The 18,638-nt window shown below is 48.0% G+C and carries 11 protein-coding genes; all 11 read right to left on the bottom strand.

All coding sequences use genetic code 11. The annotated features are described in order from the left end of the window. Positions 1 to 32: 32 nt before the first annotated feature. Positions 33 to 1,334 carry a Gfo/Idh/MocA family protein gene (locus AC58QO_RS16720; protein WP_497267374.1) on the bottom strand — a complete coding sequence of 434 codons (1,302 nt, stop codon included), beginning with the start codon at positions 1,332 to 1,334 and terminating at the stop codon, positions 33 to 35. Beyond that, complete coding sequence (locus tag AC58QO_RS16715) at positions 1,331 to 3,010, bottom strand: DUF4091 domain-containing protein (RefSeq protein WP_497267372.1); 1,680 nt, start codon at positions 3,008 to 3,010, stop codon at positions 1,331 to 1,333. The genes AC58QO_RS16720 and AC58QO_RS16715 overlap by 4 nt, the downstream gene beginning before the upstream one ends. A gap of 142 nt (positions 3,011 to 3,152) precedes the next feature. Continuing rightward, on the bottom strand, positions 3,153 to 5,504 hold the full coding sequence (locus AC58QO_RS16710; protein ID WP_497267370.1) for a helix-turn-helix domain-containing protein: 2,352 nt from the start codon (positions 5,502 to 5,504) through the stop codon (positions 3,153 to 3,155). Between the two features lie 173 nt (positions 5,505 to 5,677). Further along, positions 5,678 to 9,187, bottom strand: a complete 3,510-nt coding sequence (locus tag AC58QO_RS16705) for a right-handed parallel beta-helix repeat-containing protein (RefSeq protein ID WP_497267368.1) — start codon at positions 9,185 to 9,187, stop codon at positions 5,678 to 5,680. A 183-nt stretch (positions 9,188 to 9,370) separates the two neighbouring features. Further along, a complete protein-coding gene (locus AC58QO_RS16700) occupies positions 9,371 to 10,357 on the bottom strand; it encodes a hydroxyacid dehydrogenase (RefSeq protein WP_497267367.1) in 987 nt (328 codons plus the stop codon). 126 nt (positions 10,358 to 10,483) lie between these two features. After that, on the bottom strand, positions 10,484 to 12,010 hold the full coding sequence (locus AC58QO_RS16695) for an ABC transporter substrate-binding protein (RefSeq protein WP_497267365.1): 1,527 nt from the start codon (positions 12,008 to 12,010) through the stop codon (positions 10,484 to 10,486). A 118-nt stretch (positions 12,011 to 12,128) separates the two neighbouring features. Continuing rightward, positions 12,129 to 13,031, bottom strand: coding sequence for a carbohydrate ABC transporter permease (locus tag AC58QO_RS16690; RefSeq protein ID WP_497267363.1), 903 nt, complete (start codon positions 13,029 to 13,031; stop codon positions 12,129 to 12,131). Positions 13,032 to 13,045: 14 nt separating this feature from the next. Then, positions 13,046 to 13,963, bottom strand: coding sequence for an ABC transporter permease (locus tag AC58QO_RS16685; RefSeq protein ID WP_497267362.1), 918 nt, complete (start codon positions 13,961 to 13,963; stop codon positions 13,046 to 13,048). 240 nt (positions 13,964 to 14,203) lie between these two features. Further along, positions 14,204 to 15,697: an ABC transporter substrate-binding protein gene (locus AC58QO_RS16680; RefSeq protein ID WP_497267360.1), complete on the bottom strand. Its 1,494-nt coding sequence runs from the start codon at positions 15,695 to 15,697 to the stop codon at positions 14,204 to 14,206. A 427-nt stretch (positions 15,698 to 16,124) separates the two neighbouring features. Continuing rightward, the gene (locus tag AC58QO_RS16675; protein WP_497267358.1) at positions 16,125 to 16,916 is read right to left on the bottom strand and encodes a sugar phosphate isomerase/epimerase family protein; all 792 of its coding nucleotides are present in this window, start codon (positions 16,914 to 16,916) and stop codon (positions 16,125 to 16,127) included. A gap of 586 nt (positions 16,917 to 17,502) precedes the next feature. Beyond that, entirely contained in the window at positions 17,503 to 18,534 is a 1,032-nt protein-coding gene (locus AC58QO_RS16670; RefSeq protein ID WP_497267356.1) for a methyltransferase, read from the bottom strand. Positions 18,535 to 18,638: the final 104 nt, after the last annotated feature.

Here is an 18,638-nt window from a genome sequence, read left to right as displayed (position 1 = left end):
TTCGGAACGAGGGTGTTTGCTTTCATCCAGTCTTACTTTTGCAGCAAGCTGTTCCAATCTATTTGCAAGGAATGCCCGGATTCCATGGAAGCATCTGCTCGAAAACCGACAAGGTGACCGACGATGCTATGCTCCAAAGACGTCGAGAATTGGGCGGAAGTGTCTCCACGTACCACTCGAACGAAATCTTCGACGAGTCTGTGATCACCGCCGCCATGCATATCCCGGCTAACCGGAATTTCTACGCGGTGCTCGCTATAAACGCCGCCTTCCCGCAGATGCGGGTGACGTACCACGAAGGAACCTTCTTCAAGCTCTCCGTAGATCTCGCCTTTCGTTCCCGTAATATGTACGGTGCGACAAGCCTTTGCAGCCCCGCCTACCAGATTGTGAACGGCTGTGCTTCCGTTCTCAAATTCCATGATTACCGCCTGGTGATCGACAATGTCATTATCGCACCTCCATACGCAGCGGCCGAATGGGTTATCCTTGCGCAGGCTCTCAAGCTTCTCCTCGTCGCTGAGCCGAACGCCGTCCAGATAACGTGGCCACACATATACCGGCCACAGCGGCTGCTCTACATACAGCTTTTTCGCCGAGTATACGCAGCGCTCTTCGATTGCGCAGTTGGTTAGGCAGCGGCTGCCTGAACCTTCAGGTGCCCGCGACTCGCGAAAATACGAGCGGCCGCCATAGCTGCTTACCTTGACCGGCCGCACCTTTGATTGGAACCAGGTGATGAGATCGAGGTCATGGCAGCATTTTTGCATGAGGAATGACGAGCCTCCGCGCTCCTTATTGGCGAACTTGCCACGCACGAACGCAGTGGCCATGTGGTGAAAGTCCACATTTTCCTCCGTCTGAATATGGAGAATGTCCCCGATTGTGCCTGCCTCCAACTCACGCTTCAGCTCAACGTAGAACGGGGCATACCGCAGCACATGGCAGATCATGACCTTGCGATCGTACGCTTTGGCGGTTCGATGTAGCTCCAGCACCTCATCCTCGGCAATCCCGATTGGCTTCTCCAGCAGCAGGTCGTAGCCTTTCTGAAGCAGAGGCAGACTCGTTGACACATGCTGCGCGTCTAACGTCCCGTTAATCGCCGCATCTGCCAGCTTCGGTCTTGCCACAAGCGCTGCCACATCTGCGAACACCATGTCCTCCGCTAATCCATAACGCTCTGCTGTATGCGCGCGCCGAAGTGGATTTGGGTCCACCACCCCGACCACCCGCATCTGATCTGGATGCTTCAGTGCATAGCTCGCGTAGTTCATACTGCGGCTGCCTGCTCCAACAATGATGACCTCTATCGGTTTATTTTCAGCTTTCATAGCGCTCTCCCCTTTTGGTTTGACTCTGATGCAGCACTTATCGCCTGGTTGACTCTTTCCCTAAGACCGAGCAGCCATTCCGCATCTGAAGGATAACGGCTAAAGCTCAAAGGCTCCGTAAGTCCCTCTTCAATTAACGCTAGCACCTGGTCGCGCCCGACCAAGCTTTCCAGCAGCTGCAGCGCTCGAAGGTCCTGCAAGCCCTCATAGAACACTTCCATGCGGATGGACTCTATCGGCCCTTCCTCCCCTGGATAGACTAGAAAGGCATCGCCAGATGGGAAGCTGCGGCCAGCGTCCGTCACGCGATACGGATCGATCGCTTTAAGCGAAAACTGCGTATTCCAGAAGTTGTAGCCCCAATGCAAGAAGCCGGCAATCTGGAACTTATACAGCTGAACGCCGATCACGCGATTGCGGGCGGATGGCATGTTGAAGAAACGATTCGATACTTGCCGATATTGCACGCAGCAGTAATACGTCCACAGCTCTGGAACTTGACGCTCAAGGAACGGTTCGATGTGGTCGTTTGCCGGTATTGGCCTCTTCACGAGTCCTTGTTCATAATACTCATAATTGGTCAATGCATCGATGATCGGGAAATTCCCCAAATGCGTCTGCATCAGCTCGCTCGCGCTACGATACCAAGGCATATGCTCTAGGAGAGGCTCATCCGAAATATGGAAATAGCACCGATGCTCCAGCCCTCTCTCACGAAGTAACTTCGTCAATGCGGGCAAGTATTGAGATAAGAATGACTTATACGTCTCCCCTATCGCATCAGTATCCCAGCCGAAAATGCGACGCAACTCTCCCTGCACCTCCGCCATCACCTTCGGTGCGTGCTTCGCCCCCCATTGGGTGAACAAGTGTGAGAATTCAAAATAACGAATCCCGACCCGATCGCACAGCTCGATCCAACGAATAAGTCGGCCGAAGCCGAATTCGTACGTACCGTCTGTCTCCATCCGCACATCCACCAACTGAACCGTTGGGCGCTCACCACCCTCCTGAGTATCCAGCGGGGGGGTAAAGTGCGGCGTGAGCACCATGTTCATGCCGTGTCGCACAGCGGTTTGTAAATACTGCTCAATCCGTAGCCAGTGCGCCTCGCTAAAAACTTGGGCCCCGTAGTAATTTGCCAAACAGTCGGCATGAAACCACTCCGTGTGAATTAATGTCTGTGGCGGCAAAACGGCTGGAATGACCTCTAAGTGAATGCTTTCCTCGCCGAGGGTCTCCCCCGTTATGGCTGCAAATTGCACATTCACGGAATATACTCCTCCTGGCGTCTCCTCATCCACCTCCACGGTGACCCATATGGATCTCCATTGATAATGGATCCCCACAACACCTCGTTCCCCGTCGATCGGGTATAACGGATCAGGGTAAAGGCCCGGAGTGACCCGCAGCACATTGTCATCATGGCGGCGTTGGCAGGGAAGTTCCGATGGGGACAAGCCAACCTCCCGCAAGATAATGGCCGCCTGCAAGGTAGTTGTGACGCTCACCTGGATCGGCTTGGTCAAAGCAGGCGCCCGATAGGCGACCTGAAAATCGAACGTTTCTCCGCACAAGGCAGATCCACATGAATAAGGCTCAGCTTGTAGTTCCTCGTCTGGAAATACTTTTACTAAGGAATGGAGACAGCGTGTCTCAAATATTACATCCTGCATGTGATTTCCCCTTTGTTCTCGTGACCTAAGTTCAGCTTAACCCCTAGAAAAAGCAAAAAAAAGTGCAAGATTCGCACTTTCTTTCACCATATTAATGAACAATTTGAACTTTTATGCACGATAAGGATCCGTAACGGTATGCCTACAAAGATAGCGATTTCTTAATGCGATAATCCTTCGGTGTTGTGCCGAAGCGCTTCTTGAACAGCTTGAAGAAGTAGCTCGGTGAGCTGAAACCGACCTTCTCAGAGATCTCGTTCACCGGCAGGTTATTGTTCTCGAGCAGTATAACTGATTTCAACAGTCGAATTTCGTTAATGTAATCCGCCACGGAGATCGTCTCCTGTTTCTTGAAGATGCGGCCAACATACGCAGAGGACATCCGAAGCAAATCGGCGATTTCCTGCAGGCTCAAATTCGGATTGGAGTAATTCGCCTGAATCATATCTTTAATCGTATCGATGATAAAATGATCCTTCGACTCCGTCCCGCGTTTCTGATCCTCAAAAATCGCACTGAGGATAGCGCCGAACTCCGCAAAGATTTCGTCCAACGTTTCTTTCTCGAATACGAGGCGATCGATAGAGCGAAGATCGATAAGCAGCGGAGACAGCTTGTTCTGGTTGATTTCCCGTACAGTCTGTTTAATCAGGATACCGAGTTGAATCACCGATTGCACGACGGCGTCGGAGCTCATTCCAGCGATTAGCCGGCGCAGATGCTCTAGCTCCTGGTAGACGCTGTCCGGATGGCTCGCCTTGATCGCTTCCGCGAATTTCCGCTCAAGCTCCAGTGGGATGTGCGCCTCAAGATTAATGAGATTACTTTGCACCATCTCCGGTGTGATGATGGAGCCGTGGCCAAAATTCATTTTATATAGATGGTAATCTAATGCTTTCTCATAGTGGGCCGTCAGCTCATGATAATGGGACGCGACATCGCCAAGCGCTGCAGTGAAGGTGACGTGGTAATAATCGCCGATGATCTGCTGCGCTTGCTGGAGCAGCTGGGTGATCGCTCTGTAGCTTTCCTCCGGGCGGGCGCCAGCTTCGAAGACCAATACCAAGTGCTCTCCGCGAATGTCGACAACCTGCCCGCGCAGCTCTTCCGAAACAATCTCTCGTATGATATTGGACACGGCAAAATTCAGCAGATTTACATCCACACCGAGCATTTTTTCTTTCAATTCTTCGTAATGATCGAGTTTAAGTACACCTACGATGCACTCTTTTTCCAAATTGACGTTCATATATCCGCCACGTACACACTCTGCCCATTCCTCCGAAGTGAAGGCTTGGCTATCGGTCACGAGCTTGCGCAGATAGTAAGAACGGACAATCGCTTCGTTACTGTCGTGTTTCGTTTGCTCGGACATGAGCTTTTCGATCAGATGATTGTAGATATGCGAGATGTAGCTAATTTCGTCCTGCTCGTTCGTGCGGTCCGGCTCGCCGCCAGGCAGCCGCTTTGTCTGCTTGAGCAGCCCATTAATCGGCGAGTACAGTCGGTTCGAGATGATCAAGGAGGCGAAGACAGCGAGAACGAGACAGATGGCGGCGACCGTGATGAAGACGACCTTAAGTTGATCGACCGCTGCGAGCACGCCGATATAAGGTTCGACATCAACGATCACCCAGTTGACAGAGCGGTTCACGATGTAGTTGACGATTTGCTTTTCACCGTTAGCCATATACGTAAACTGGGACACTTGACGGCCTGAGGATGCGATCTGCCGATACACCTCCTCCTTCAGATTCCCCAGATCTTGAGTGCTTTGAACGTCTGGACTATACATTTCTTTATTCTGGTCCAGAACAAAAATTCGGTTGTCACGGTTCGAGGACTGCCGGTTCATCAGCTCTAGCTTTTCAAACAGCCATTCTGGCTTGACATTGATGATCAGTGCGCTCTCTTTCTTTGTATAAGCGTCTAGCGAGTCAAACATAAATAGGGAGAATACTTGCTGTGAGCGCTCTGGATGCTTAAGGTCCGCGACGTAGCGAAGCGGCATCATTTGCATTTTAAATATTGGCTTACCGCCGCTTAGAAATTCGTTGATTTGATTCATAAGATTACTGGTTGAGCTCGTGATGGCGTCGTCACCACTCATGAAGAACATGTTTCGCTTGCTGTTGTAGATTACGATGGAGTGAATAAAGGAGTTATACGCGATAGTCTTGTTCAACTTGTTTACTCGGTTAGTATCCTCAAAGGTTTCCTGTTCTCCGCTGAACAACAAATGGGCCATATCGGTATCGTAGAACATGGAGATGGCGAAATTTTTTACTGTGTCATTCATATAACTGATGTTGTAGTTGATCTGTGAAAGCACTTTCTCATTGGCTTCTTGCTGCGAATCTAAGCTAATTTTTTTGGAATACAAGAAAGCAGACAGCAAGGAGGCCAGCATAACGGATATAATTAGCAAGTTAATTGACAGAATGATACGCATCAAATATTTCCGTTCCCGGTACTTACGCAAGTAGTTGTTCATTGGTGCATCCCCTCATCTCTCTCTATCTTCCTTTACAGGTTCCAGTCTCTTCGGCATCTAGTCCACGCTTAGTTGATCTTTACATATTTCAACATAAAACCCGAATTTCCTTTTGATAGATATACACCCTTCGGATGACCGAAGGGTGTACTTTGGTTTAGAGGAACTTCCGCTTAGTAATTTTTTGTAAGTTGCAGATCCGTAATGATCGCCTTCGCATCAGGCCGCCCGGCACTGGAGTACAGCGCAATCCCCGCGAGAATGTTGGCGCCGTTCGTGAAGTTGACCGTCGTTTGGCCGAACAGAATGTAATTGTTGCCGTCCAGATAATAGCCTTTCACGATGTTCCCTTCCTTGGTCAGCATGATGGGCATTACACGAGGCACTACACCTGTTGTGGCAGGTATTAGCTTCACACCGGTTTTGTAATGGTTGATCAGGTCGGTTGATCCAGACGCTGTATTCCGGAACACAAGTCGAAGGATATCGCCTGCTCCGTCCATCCGGAACTCCGCATGCTCGGAACCCGCTGTGTCCTGCTCACGGAACATAAGACCGATAGAACCTGGGTCGTACGAGCTGAACTCAACGTTCGCCTTCAGTGTTATCTTATTGCCGGCCGTATTGGAGTTAAGCACGGACTTATTCAGGAAGACGAAGTCGTCAGAAGTGCCCCAAATGTTATCCCCTTTACCGACAAGTGTGTACGTATTCGTGGAGCTGTTGAACGTCGTAAACCCACTAGCATTCGTTCCGTACGCCTTAGCCATAAAGTCCGTCGTCGCAGGTGTGCCGACCGGATAAACGGTGACGATCTGACTTGTTGCCCTGGCGATAATCCCTTTCCTTGCAATTGCGGTCACGGTCGCTTGACCTGGACCCACCGCCGTGTAGCTAACTGTTCCTCCACTGGAGCTGTTGATACTCACGACGTTAGGATCGCTCGAAGCAAATGTAATCGTCGCTCCTGACCAACTAGCGCTACTACCATTCTGAAGCGTGCCGTTCAAGGTCAAGCTTCCTGTTGCTCCTGCTGTGGTGCTTGTTGCAGGTGCACTGACGAAAGCCACATCCTTCAAGTTAGTACCATCGCTAAGCCCTGAATTGAATGGCGTCGATTCGATCAAACCGGCATCGTCCGCGAAGGAAAAATGGTTGGCATACGACTTGTTTTTGAAAATTTGCACGCGCGGTTTGATCGGAGTTCCATTCGCAGCGGTCAGTGACCCCGTTGTAAAATTCAGCTCCTGACGTACGTATTTCCCACTGGTCGAAGCTACCGACACTTTAGGCATGGTTGGTGCAGATGCATCGTAATTTTCCGCTCCGAGAAGGATCGTTTCCGTCGATACAGGTGTCGTAATATTTGGATCCACAGGGATGTTGTAGACCCATGCGGAGAACGTATAGACCGTATTCGGCTTAAGACCTGAGATCGATTGCTCAATCCCGTCGCCCACCGTCGATCCTCCAGCAGGGCTGGCTCCGTCCCCAAGACGTAACTTATTATTCTTGCCCCGGTTTACCCAATTCGGCTTTGTTGGCATTGGAGACGCAGGTACGGCATATTGCGTGTCAGAACCGACCGTAGTTTCTGTTCCTGCCGCCGACCAAGTTAACCAATCGGTCAACACCTTCTCGAAGGCGCTATTCTTAATACGGTTCATGTACGGCGTGTCGATCAACTGCCAAGCCGGTGAAGACGGATAATTGGAGTGATTGTAGGACGGAATCCAGTTGGAGCTGTTCGAGCCACCCCCGAACTCATAGGCGCCGGCGTCAGGTGCAGACCCGCCCCATGTATACGTACTGGTAATGCCATCGATCGCTGCCCCACTGTCAATCGCCGTGGAGCCTGTTTGCAGCCGGAAGTCATTACCGTTCGCTCCAGCCGGGTTGACGAAGTTCAGCCCAACGGACGAAATGGTGTTGTAGCCCTGGGTAACGGTTGTAGGAAACAGCTTGCGATCCGTGTCAATCGCAAAAGCCTTATCCGTCATAATGTTGTTATAAAAGCGGGTACCGTAGAACTCGTCGGGATATCCAGCCGCACCGTGAAACCCAATGCTTTTATCATTATTGACGATCGTGTTGTTGTAGGCGAGCTTGAAATTGCCTGGCGCACCCATCTGAATCCCGGTATCGTTGTTATAGATGACGTTGTGATGGATGATCACATTCTCCGTGTAGTTGTCGAAATAGATGCCAACACTCGTGTCGTCCCCCTTGCTGTCGTGAATCCAGTTGTGGTGGATTTCACTGTTCGAAAGCTCGGAGCCCCAAGCGTAGATCAAGCCGCCGTCACGGGAGAGTCTCATACCTCGATTCATATCATTGTAGCTGACCACTCCGCTGCCTCCGTAAATGGAGAGCAGCCCTCTGCCGGAATCGCGGATCTCATTATGGTCGATCACATTCTCGGTTCCGCTAGATAAACGGATGAGCGAATCGTGCGTGGCCATGAAACTACCGTCATGGATACTGTTGTTCACGATCCGATTGCCTTTACCCGCGATATGCACCAACGTTCCAGTGGAATAGGCGATCGTACTGTTTTTCAACTCATTGTAGTCACCAACCATATTGATGCCCCGCTCACGCTGATTCTCAATCGACGTACCGTGGCTGTAATCGGAGAAATACAAAAACTCGGCTTTTATGTTGTCGAGGACATTGTAGGTGGACGGGGTGCTGGCGACCGTACCCATTAAGATGTTCGCCGCCATCGTTCGTATGCCGGAGATGGTGATGTAGGATTTGCCTTTCAGATTGAATGCGGTTTGACGTGTCTTGGCTTCAACATTCGCAGGAACGCCACCCGAAGGAGCCCACAAATAGAGATCCGTCGCATCTGTATGCCATTCGCTTGCTACATCGAGTGCTCCCAATACGCCAGAGAGGAAATACGTACTTCCTTGACGAGGCGAATAATACGATTGGTCGTTCGTGACGGGATTCATTGTAAGCGTTTTGGTCGTATTGTTGAAGGCTGTAATGGTTGAAGTTTGACCCGTGTAGGCGTCACCTCCACGCTCCCAGATCGAAGCACCGACCCAATTGATGTTGGGTAAAGCGCTGTCAGTGACTGTGTAATAAGTCGTCATATTCGTGGCAGACTCCATGTAGGCCATCTTGTCTTTTAGCGCGTTCAAGTTGTAAGCTGTAATGTTTGGCCAGCGAGCTTCCCATAGCAATGTCGGATCCCCGTTCAAATAGCCGTTTGCGTCCTTTGGAACAATGAAGAACTGCTCCTCCGTCTCATCTAGTAGTGAACTCCTTGTGTAAGGCACTTTGTACACGGACGGCGCGCCGGTAATTCCTGCAGATGTCCACGTTCCTGTGATCAAATCGGTACCACTAACCACGACGTTGGCGCCTGCTGCAGCCCTAATCGTGATTGGCGAACCGTTCGTCCCGCTGTTCGTCGGCGTAATGGTCTCGCGATAAATACCCGAAGACACTTCGCAGATATCACCTGGTTGCAAGCTGTTGGCACATCGTTGAATAGTCTTGAACGGAGCCGATACGGATAGCCCGTTATTCGCTGTATCATTGCCTGATGTTTGAGATACATAATAGGTGATTCCCACGGCAGAAACGGGTGGAGCGGGCAATACCCCCATCATTATTGCAAAACTTGTTGTAACTGCAAGACCCAAACGGAACATAGATTTTACCTTCATCAATTAGCCCCCTTATCATGGTAAAATACAGTGTGTCATCCTTGTTGATTCTCTCCTTTTTCTGTTTAATAAACTGAAAACCTGCAACCGTTCGGCATAACTAAAGGGAATTCTGGTATCTACTTTTGCAAAAATCCTGAAATGCCGGATTTTCCCCAGAAATAGATACCAATTTTCCGTACCTTACGCCAGCAAATGCATCTGCTCTTCACGAACTTCGCCACTCAAGGAACGGCCGTCAAGATAAGCTCTCAGGTCGTTCACAACTGACTTCGCGATGCGGCCCATGCCGTTATTAACGGCGCCTGCGATATGCGGAGTCAGAATCACGTTCGGCAGATTACGAAACGGATGATCCACTTGCGGCGGCTCCGGATCCGTAACGTCGAGACATGCGAACAATCTACCCTTGATCAATTCAGCTGCGAGAGCTACCTCGTCGATAACCGAACCGCGGGCTGTATTGATGAGTACGCAATCGTCTTTCATCAATGCCAGCCGTTCGGCATTAAACATATGATTCGTCTCAGGCAGCGATGGTAAATGAATAGAGATAACATCGCTCTGTCGCAATAGGTCCTCTAGCTCTAGTTTCTGAGCGCCCATCTCCCTGGCACGCTCCTCGCTCACGAATGGATCGTAGAGCGCGATCCTGACATCGAACTGACGAAGCAATTTAATATAGTGAGAGCCTGCACGTCCTGCTCCGACAACCCCGACAGTAAGACCGTACACTTCGCGTACGCGTGAGCCGTCGCCCCAGCCGCCAGCTGCTGTCTCCCGGCTGAGTCGCCACATGTCTTTCAGCGACACAATCGTAAAGCCGAGTGCTGTCTCAGCCACCCCTTGGCCAAGCGCTTCCGTCGCATTGGATACGCGAACCCCGCGCTGCCACAGCGCCTCTGTCACGATCGGCTTAACAGTTCCAGCCGCATGCAGGACGAGCTTCAAATTCGGTGCGCTCTCAAGCACCCGTTCCGTCAATGCACAGCAGCCCCATGATGTGATGGCAACATCCGCATCGGCAATGAGTGCACGTGCTTGCTCCTCCGTCGGGTTTACGTTTTCCTCATTAAGTATAACTTCACCTATTTTGCGGAGCTGTGCCAAATGTTCGGGACCAAATACTCTTTCCCTCATATCTTTTCGTTGCAGTAAGGCAATCTTCACTTCAAGTCCTCCCTTATTCTCTTGTTGCAAATGCTCGAGCAAAGCCCATAAAACCCGGGCTATTCCGGAAAAACATTGCTGTTTTAGGGAGATAGCCCAGGTTATCCATGGATTCGTTCGTCAAGCTTACTTCTTTTTGCCGTTCGCCACTAGCCACGCATCAAGTTGCTTCTGACGCTCAGCTACGATCGCATCGGCGCCAGCTTTCTTCAATTTCTCTTCATAGATCGGCAAGTATTTCTCCGGATCGAGTGTACCACTTCCGAGACCCACATAATACTCATCGTTTACAGCCTTGACGTTCGCGGTTTCTGTCTTGACTGGTTCTGAATTGAAGACAAATCCAGTAAGCGGGGAAACTTCACCTTCAGAGTTAACTTTCGCTGTTTGCTCCAGTTTGTCGGCTGGTGCGCCTTCTGGTAGATACTCGTTGATGATGCTACCGAAAATCCAATCCGTGTTCGTGAAGTAACCAGCATCCTGATTAATTTTGATGAAATTGCCTGTAGTCTTCGTATAATGCTTACCTTCAATACCGTAAACGAGTGTGTTATACAATTGCTTATCGGTATTTACCAGCTCAAGGAACATCATGGCTCTCTCTGGATTTTTGGAAGTACGGCTGATCGCATTCATAGTGCTTGCTGCACCGCTAAATACTGCCTTAGCAAGAGGAACAAGAATTACATCATTTCCAGCGTTCGCTGCTTTGAACTCAACCTCAGATCCTGGCTTGCCGGTATGGTCGAACCATACTGCAGTTGTGCCTTTGTTGTACGCGTCTGCTGCAGCTTTTATTGTTGCAGCATCTTTATTGATGTAACCCTTCGTGTACCAGGAGTTCATCAGTTTGAAGTTGGCTCTCATTTCAGTTGTCACATCTGGTAGGACTTTAAATGTCGTATCGTTTTTGTAAACGGGTCCTTTCACATCAATGTTGTAGAGAGAACCTTGATAGGGTCCGCGCTGGGTCCCGAATGGTATGATCCCAGGCTCGTTATCCTTGATCTGCTTCAGGTACGGCTCGAGGTCTTCTAACTTCTTAATCGTATTGACGTCCAGTTTGTATTTATCTACAAAACGCTTCTGCATGACCAGTCCTGCCCGAGTTGCGGAGATTTGATAGTTTGGTACCGCATAGATTTTGCCGTCAAGCTTCGCATCATTCCAGAATTTCTCTTCCAATGATTTGTAAAGTTTCTGTCCTTGATTCTTCAACAAATCGTCGAGAGGTTGGAATACGCCCTTCTTCTGATTCAGATCGAATTTAAACAGCCAGTTCGACGTCCAGATAATATCCGTCACTTCGTTCGCTGCAACAATTGTGTTCAACTTCTGCTCGTAAGTACCGAAGTCCACTGGCATCAACTTGATTGTTGCGTTAATTTTCTCTTGTGTAATCTTATTAACAGCATCATTCACGACTTGTAGATCTGGATTTGCTTTGTTCTGTGGGTAGTACCAAGTCAATTCAACTGGGTCAAGCTTCTTTGGCGCAGGTGTTGCTGCTACGGCAGGAGCCGCACTGCTGGAAGGAGAAGGCGTGCTAGTGTTGTCTGTACTGCTACCACAGCCGGTAACGGCAATGGCAAGTGCAGAGCTAACTGCGAGTGTGGACATCCACTGAAACTGTGTTTTTATGATCTTTTTCAATGAAGAAACCTCCCTTAATATGATTATCAAGCTTATTTATAAATGCGGATGTGAAAAGCCGATTCCTATTCCTCTTGGTTCACCTCCTTTCAAGCTTTCCCCATCCGAGGTATGCAACTTAACCTTTAATAGCGCCGATCGTCAGTCCCTTAACGAAGAACCGTTGAAAGAACGGGAATACCAACAACATCGGACCAGCTGAAAGAACGGCTACAGCAAATTTAGCTGACGTCTTCGGAAAATCCCCCATTTCAACATTGAGCGTAACCAACGCTGAGGCGAACTCGGGACGCGATGTGATGAAGTCAAGTGTATTCATGGTCCTCACGAGGAGCAACTGAAGTGGAACCAGTTTCTCGTTGTTGATAAACAGAAGTGCATTGAACCATTCATTCCAGTAGTTAAACATGATAAACAATCCCAATGTAGCGAGTGCAGGCTTCGAGAGCGGTAGGATCAGTGCTGTGTAAATCCGCCACTCACGCGCTCCCTCCACTTTTGCCGACTCAATAATCTCAGTCGGAATTTTTGCCATGAAACCCTTCATAATCAGTACGTAAAAAGGACTGAGTAATCCAGGCACGATGAGTGCCCATATTGAATTTTTTAAATGCAATATCTGGGTCATCATAATGTAGAACGGCACAAGACCACCGTTGAACAGCATAGTGAAGAACACATAGAATGACGTTACTCGCTGCAGACCATAATCCCTCCTGGACAGCACGTAGCCCATCGTAGAGGTTAGAATTAGACTGATGCATGTGCCAATGATCGCGACGATAATCGTCACACCGTAGGCCCGAAGGATCGTTTCCGGTGTTTTCAGAAAGTATTGGTACGCCGCAGCGCTGAACTGATCCGGAATAAGACGGAAGCCGTTATGCAGAATCGACTGTTCATCAGAAACCGAGATAACGATAACGAGGGCAAATGGAACCAGCATTGCGATCGTGAGCAAAATGAATATGGTATGTATGATGAGTTGGCTCCATACCGCTTTGGACTGTTGGACTACCACGAAATGTTCCCTCCTTAGAACAGAGAATTGTCCTCATTAATTCGTCTAACGATTAAATTGGCGCTGACTACAAGAACAAAACCGACGAACGACTGGTACAAACCTACGGCCGATGCCATACTAACGTCCGCAATTTCACTGAGCGCCCGATAGATGTACGTATCGATAATATCCGTTGTCGAATACGTCATTCCGTTGTTGTTCGGGATAAAGAAATGTAAGCCGAAGTCGCCTCGGAACATATTCCCGATACTGAGGATAAGCAGAATGATAATGAGCGGCGTCAGCTGCGGGATCGTGATATTCGTCACCATCTGCATCCGCTTCGCACCGTCAATCCGGGCGGCTTCATACAGTTCTCCATCAATCCCCAGAATGCCGGCGTAGTACACCATCGCCGAGAAGCCGATCGCTTTCCACAAATGCACGATATTTAGAATGTAGGGCCAATACTGGGCTTCAAAGTACCACGAAATTTTTTCCATACCTGCTGTCACTAGCCAGCTGTTAATAAATCCATTTTCGTGATCGAGAAACGCCTGAGTAATGTAGCTCATGACGACCCATGAGAGAAAAAAGGGCAATATCAACGATGTCTGATAAATTTTAAGCCACTTTTTTGCAATTTCATTGAGAAGAATAGCTACGGTGAGTGCTGCGATCGTCGTTAGCACCATATAACCCAGGTTATACACGACCGTGTTGCGGGTGATTCGAAATGCGGTTTCGCTTTTAAACAGAAACTCGAAGTTTTTGAAACCGATCCAGTCACTGCCCAGAATACCCTTGTCATACTTATAATTTTTAAATGCGATGACGACGCCAAACATCGGAATGTACGCCATGATAAAAATATAGATGACTGCGGGAAGCGAGAGCGTAAACAGTTCGATGTTCCTGCCGAAAAACCGGAATGCCTTCTTGCGCTTCATAGGATGCCTTCCTCCTTGCCTGTAACGATTTGCTTGGCTTGCTGCCTGAGATCAATTTAGCTGAAATATCATCTATAAAACAGTGTAAAAACTGTACTTTTATCGCCACTTCGAGTAGACGATCTGCATTTTACTCACTGAAGTCCGAGCGTGCTGCAGAAATGCCAAAAAGGCTGAGAACCGTACAGTGTGATTTACACTGTCCTTCTCAGCCTTTACCTAAATAAAATACGTTTGCGGTTACTTCTTTCCTTTCGACTTCAGCCAATCGTCCAGCTGCCGTTGTTTCTCGGCCCTTATTATTTCACTGCCGGCTTTGTTCAGCTTCTCCTCGTAGATCGGCAAAAACTTCGCCGGATCAACCGTTCCAGTGGCGAGCGCTGGATAATACTCGTCGTTCACTGCTTTCACATTGGCTAGTTCCGCCTTTAAATTTTCCGTTTGGAACACAAAATCATAGTAAGGGGATACCTCCGCCTCTTCATTGATGCGAACGGTCTGTTCGATCTTGTCCGCTGGCGCCCCCTCCGGTAAATATTCGTTGCGGATGTTGCCGAATACCCAATCCGTGTTCGTGAAATACCCGGAATCCGGACTCAGTTTGACGTAGTTGCCATCCGCTCGCGTATAATGCTTTCCTTCAATCCCATAGACGAGCGTATTGTACAGCTGTTTATCGGTGTTCACAAGTTCAAGCAGCTTCATCGCTTTATCTGGATGCTTCGACGTCCGGGTGATCGCGTTCATCGAACTGATTGCACCGGTAAACGACGGCTTCGTCAGCGGAACAAGCACGACGTCGAAACCGCCGTCGCCAGCCTTAAACTCCGCCTCGGATCCCGGTTTTCCCGTAAAATCGAACCAAACGGCTGTGTTGCCCTTATTGTAGACATCCGCAGCATTCTTCAGCGTAGCGGCGTCCTGTTTGATATACCCTTTATCGTACCAGGAGTGAACTAAAGCAAAGTTTCTCCTCATTTCCGGGGTGACATCGGGAAGAACACGGTGATTCGTATCGTCCTGATAAACCGAAGCGCGCCAGTCGATGCCATAGATGTGGTTCGTATAGAAGCCTCTCATCGTACCGAACGGAACGATACCAGGCTCCATTTCCTTAATCTGCTTCAAGAAGGGCTCGATATCGTCAATCTTGCGGATCGTACTTAAGTCGAGCTTATATTTATCGACGAAGCGTTTCTGAATGACCAAGCTGGGACGCATAGCGGCAATTTGGTAGTTTGGTACCGCAATCTGCTTGCCGTCCAGTTTGCCGTCGTTCCAGAATCTCGGAGACATCGACGACCGCAGCTTCTGTCCGTACCGATCGAGCAGCTCGTCTATTGGCTGGAACACGCCTTTTCTGGCATTGGCTTCCCACGAGAACAGCCAGTTCGAGGTCCAGACAATATCCATCGGATCGCTTGCCGCCACAAGCGTATTCAACTTCTGCTCGTAGCTCGAGAAATCGACGGGCTGTAGCTTGACGCTCGCATGAATTTTATCCGCAATCAGCCTGTTGACTTCGGCATTCACCAGCTGCAAGTCGGTATTCGCCTTGTTCTGCGGGTAATACCAGATCAGCTCGTCCTCCTCCGTGCCGCCACTGGTCTGCTGCGACTTCGTGCAACCGCTCGCGATGAACATCAAGAGCGCAACGACGCTCAGAATCGCAAACTGCATGAAATGATGTCCAGGAACCGTGCCCCGGATTTTCCCGACGTTTATCTTGTTCAAGGCCATTCTCCCCTCTCCCACTCCGATCTCCAGTACACTACTCCTATTATAACCTGATCTCCTCTTAGTGGACACATCATGACTCAATCTCAGTTTTCTTCAAAAGGGATAGTTGTCTAACACACTTGTTCTATAGGAGAGGCACATACTAGATTAATAAAGCTAGAAAGAATTGCCCAAAGCACAGAAAAGGAGCAACACAGCTACCTAAGGTATAAATATCAATGACATTCATACTCCTCATTACAATCATGTTCAATTATCTAATGTATTCAATAAGCCGTTCTAATACCCTTGTTTCACTTAAAGATACTTCATTTTTCTGCCCGATTACTTTAATAAATGGCTTTGTTAAATTCTAATGTTGATATTTGACCATAAGAAAACCGCCTTGGTGAAAAGGCGGTTTATTGAGCTATCGTTCCTATTAGCTTAGGTAATCATTTTTCTTTAACTCCGATACGGATTCAGTTAATGACTGACTGGTTTTAATTTCAATAACAACAGACAAATCATTTCGCTGGGCAAAGTTCAATCTGTTATTGATTGGAACGATTCCAGTATATAAAGATTGATGATCAGATTTACCATTATAATCGTGAAGATGCATATGTTTTATGTGATTACTAAAATAAATAAAGATTGATTCTTCATCGAATCCTGCTTTCGCATCGTGACCCACATCCCAGGTAAGATAGAAGTTATTGAATGAACTTAACTGATCAAGTGCTTTTCGAATATGCGGAAGATGAAAATTCCCCGTGTTCTCAATACATAATTCAACCTCAAAAGTCTTAGCCAAATGATAAAGTTCTGAATAAGAATCATAAAGTAATTCTAAAAAATTTGATTCATACTGTTCATTTATCCAGACCTTTGTCTGCGGTAGGGTGAAATAAATCCCATTATTCAAGTGCATGTTCAGTGTTTTTATTCCTGACAAATTTGCCCACTCCATCGCTTGTCTGCATCGTTCTATATGCCCCTTCCTTATTGATGGGTGATAGGAGGATAAATCCATTTCTTCTGGGAGATGAATCGTAAAATCTATTCCGTATTTTTCTTTGTAGTAACATAATTCCGAATGGCTTAATTTCTCTGGTGTGCAGATAGGAAGGTTCATGTTTAATTCAATAAATTCTAATCCAAGTGTTTTACACAATTGGACGTTATCAGCTATGGATGTGTATTCAACTAAAGTGGGCATTCCCAATTTCATTTGACATCCTCGATTCTCTTTTAGTAACCTACCTACCTTAAATCATACCATAAAATGGAAAATATTATTGACGCAATTGACTTAACTAATCTGCCGTTAGATTAGCCAGAATAAGCAGAAAGCCGAAGTTTGGTATTCGTGTCGGTCACAGTAAAAAAAGCGATGGGAATAAAGAAGAAATAAATAAGGGCTAGCGGGAGAATATGAGCGAAGTAACCGGTTGGTAAGGTAATTCCGCTAATAATGAAGAACACGGCTTGCCATCGAGATACTTTGCCGCCCAACTATAGCTGGTAGACCAAACAAGGCCGACTGCTGTGATCATAAAACTTCGAAAGCGGCCCAGGCTCTTCGACTGGGTTAAGTAAATGGAGACAAGGCTGATGATCCATAGCGAGGCTAACGAGGTATTAGCAACATCCAAGACTCTTGATTTCTCCAAAAAAAGTAAGCAAACTGACCTAGAAAAGATAAAACCATAGTAAGCGCACTGATGACTGAAAAATTCTTGATCGCTTGATTTTCTAGCATTCTCTGACACCCGCCTCTTCATTATGGAGCTCAACATCTTTTAAACATAAAGTCATTACACAGGGGTTGCCTCTATAATCGCAACAGGCGTTGGAGTAGGAATAATTTTCGACAGCATAAATCCTGACTTACTAAACAGGGCTTTCATTTCATTCTCCGTGCGTTCTTTTCCGACAACCGAGACAATCATTTCTAAATCCATGAATTTGCTAGGATGAGGTGCGTCGCCAGGTTCGATTACTGCTTCAAGTAAAATGAGCTTTCCATGATCGGGTATCTGCAGCCGGCAATTACGAAGAATTTTGATCGCCTCATCATCTTCCCAGTCATGGATTATGTGCTTCATAACATACACATCCCCTCCAGGTGGAACCGTTTCAAAGAAGTTCCCTGCCACACAATCACAGCGATCCTCAAGTCCGGATGACCGCATATTTGCTCTAGTTCCCTCAATGACAGCTGGTAGATCATAAACTGTTCCTTTCAAGTGAGGATTCTGAGTCAGTATCGATGCCATAATCCCGCCATACCCACCGCCAACGTCAATCACTCGCTGGAATCCGGAAAAGTCATAGAGGCTTAGGAAAGGTACAAGCATATTGGAAAGTGAGATCATCGCATTATTAAATACTTCACCAGCTTCTGAATTTGCCACCATATAATCGAAAAATTTTTGTCCGTGAACTTCTTGAAAAGCGTTTTTCCCCGTTCTCACCGAATATAGGAGGTTGCTCCAGGAGTCTCTGTGCCACTTTTCTCCAAATAGAAGAGCCAAAGCCCGCACAGAACCAGGCGTTTCGGACTGTAAAAAAGTACCTAGCGGCTGGAGGGCAAACGTTTTGTTCTCCAACTCCGTAAACAATCCTACGCTGGAAAGAGCGCGCATCAACCGGTACAGTGTTTCAGGGTGCGAACTAGTCAACTCGGCAAGCTGTTCATGGTTTAAGGGGCTTTCTTTCAATAAGTCTGCGATGCCCAACTTAGCGGCTACCGTTATGGTCTGCTGAACCCATCCCCCAAAAATCATTTGCACCAATGGTATAGGGGAATTCTCATGCTGTTGCCCAACATTTTGCGTATTTTGCATACGTGATCACGGCTCCAATCCATTATTATTAACGGGAAAGGATGATCAATCTGTCAATTGCCTCCACATCTTTGATCGCGCTATCCCTTAACACCAGTATAGGA

This window comes from Paenibacillus sp. J31R30, from assembly GCF_059692115.1.
Note: the sequence above shows the minus strand (reverse complement) of the source record. Positions and strands in the feature narration are given on the sequence as shown.

Excerpts from the sequence above, each read along its gene's own strand:
- AC58QO_RS16720 (WP_497267374.1), bottom strand. The coding sequence starts at position 1,334 with ATGAAAGCTGAAAATAAACCGATAGAGGTCATCATTGTTGGAGCAGGC.
- AC58QO_RS16715 (WP_497267372.1), bottom strand. The coding sequence starts at position 3,010 with ATGCAGGATGTAATATTTGAGACACGCTGTCTCCATTCCTTAGTAAAA.
- AC58QO_RS16685 (WP_497267362.1), bottom strand. The coding sequence starts at position 13,963 with ATGAAGCGCAAGAAGGCATTCCGGTTTTTCGGCAGGAACATCGAACTG.
- AC58QO_RS16705 (WP_497267368.1), bottom strand. The coding sequence starts at position 9,187 with ATGAAGGTAAAATCTATGTTCCGTTTGGGTCTTGCAGTTACAACAAGT.
- AC58QO_RS16710 (WP_497267370.1), bottom strand. The coding sequence starts at position 5,504 with ATGAACAACTACTTGCGTAAGTACCGGGAACGGAAATATTTGATGCGT.
- AC58QO_RS16670 (WP_497267356.1), bottom strand. The coding sequence starts at position 18,534 with ATGCAAAATACGCAAAATGTTGGGCAACAGCATGAGAATTCCCCTATA.
- AC58QO_RS16675 (WP_497267358.1), bottom strand. The coding sequence starts at position 16,916 with ATGAAATTGGGAATGCCCACTTTAGTTGAATACACATCCATAGCTGAT.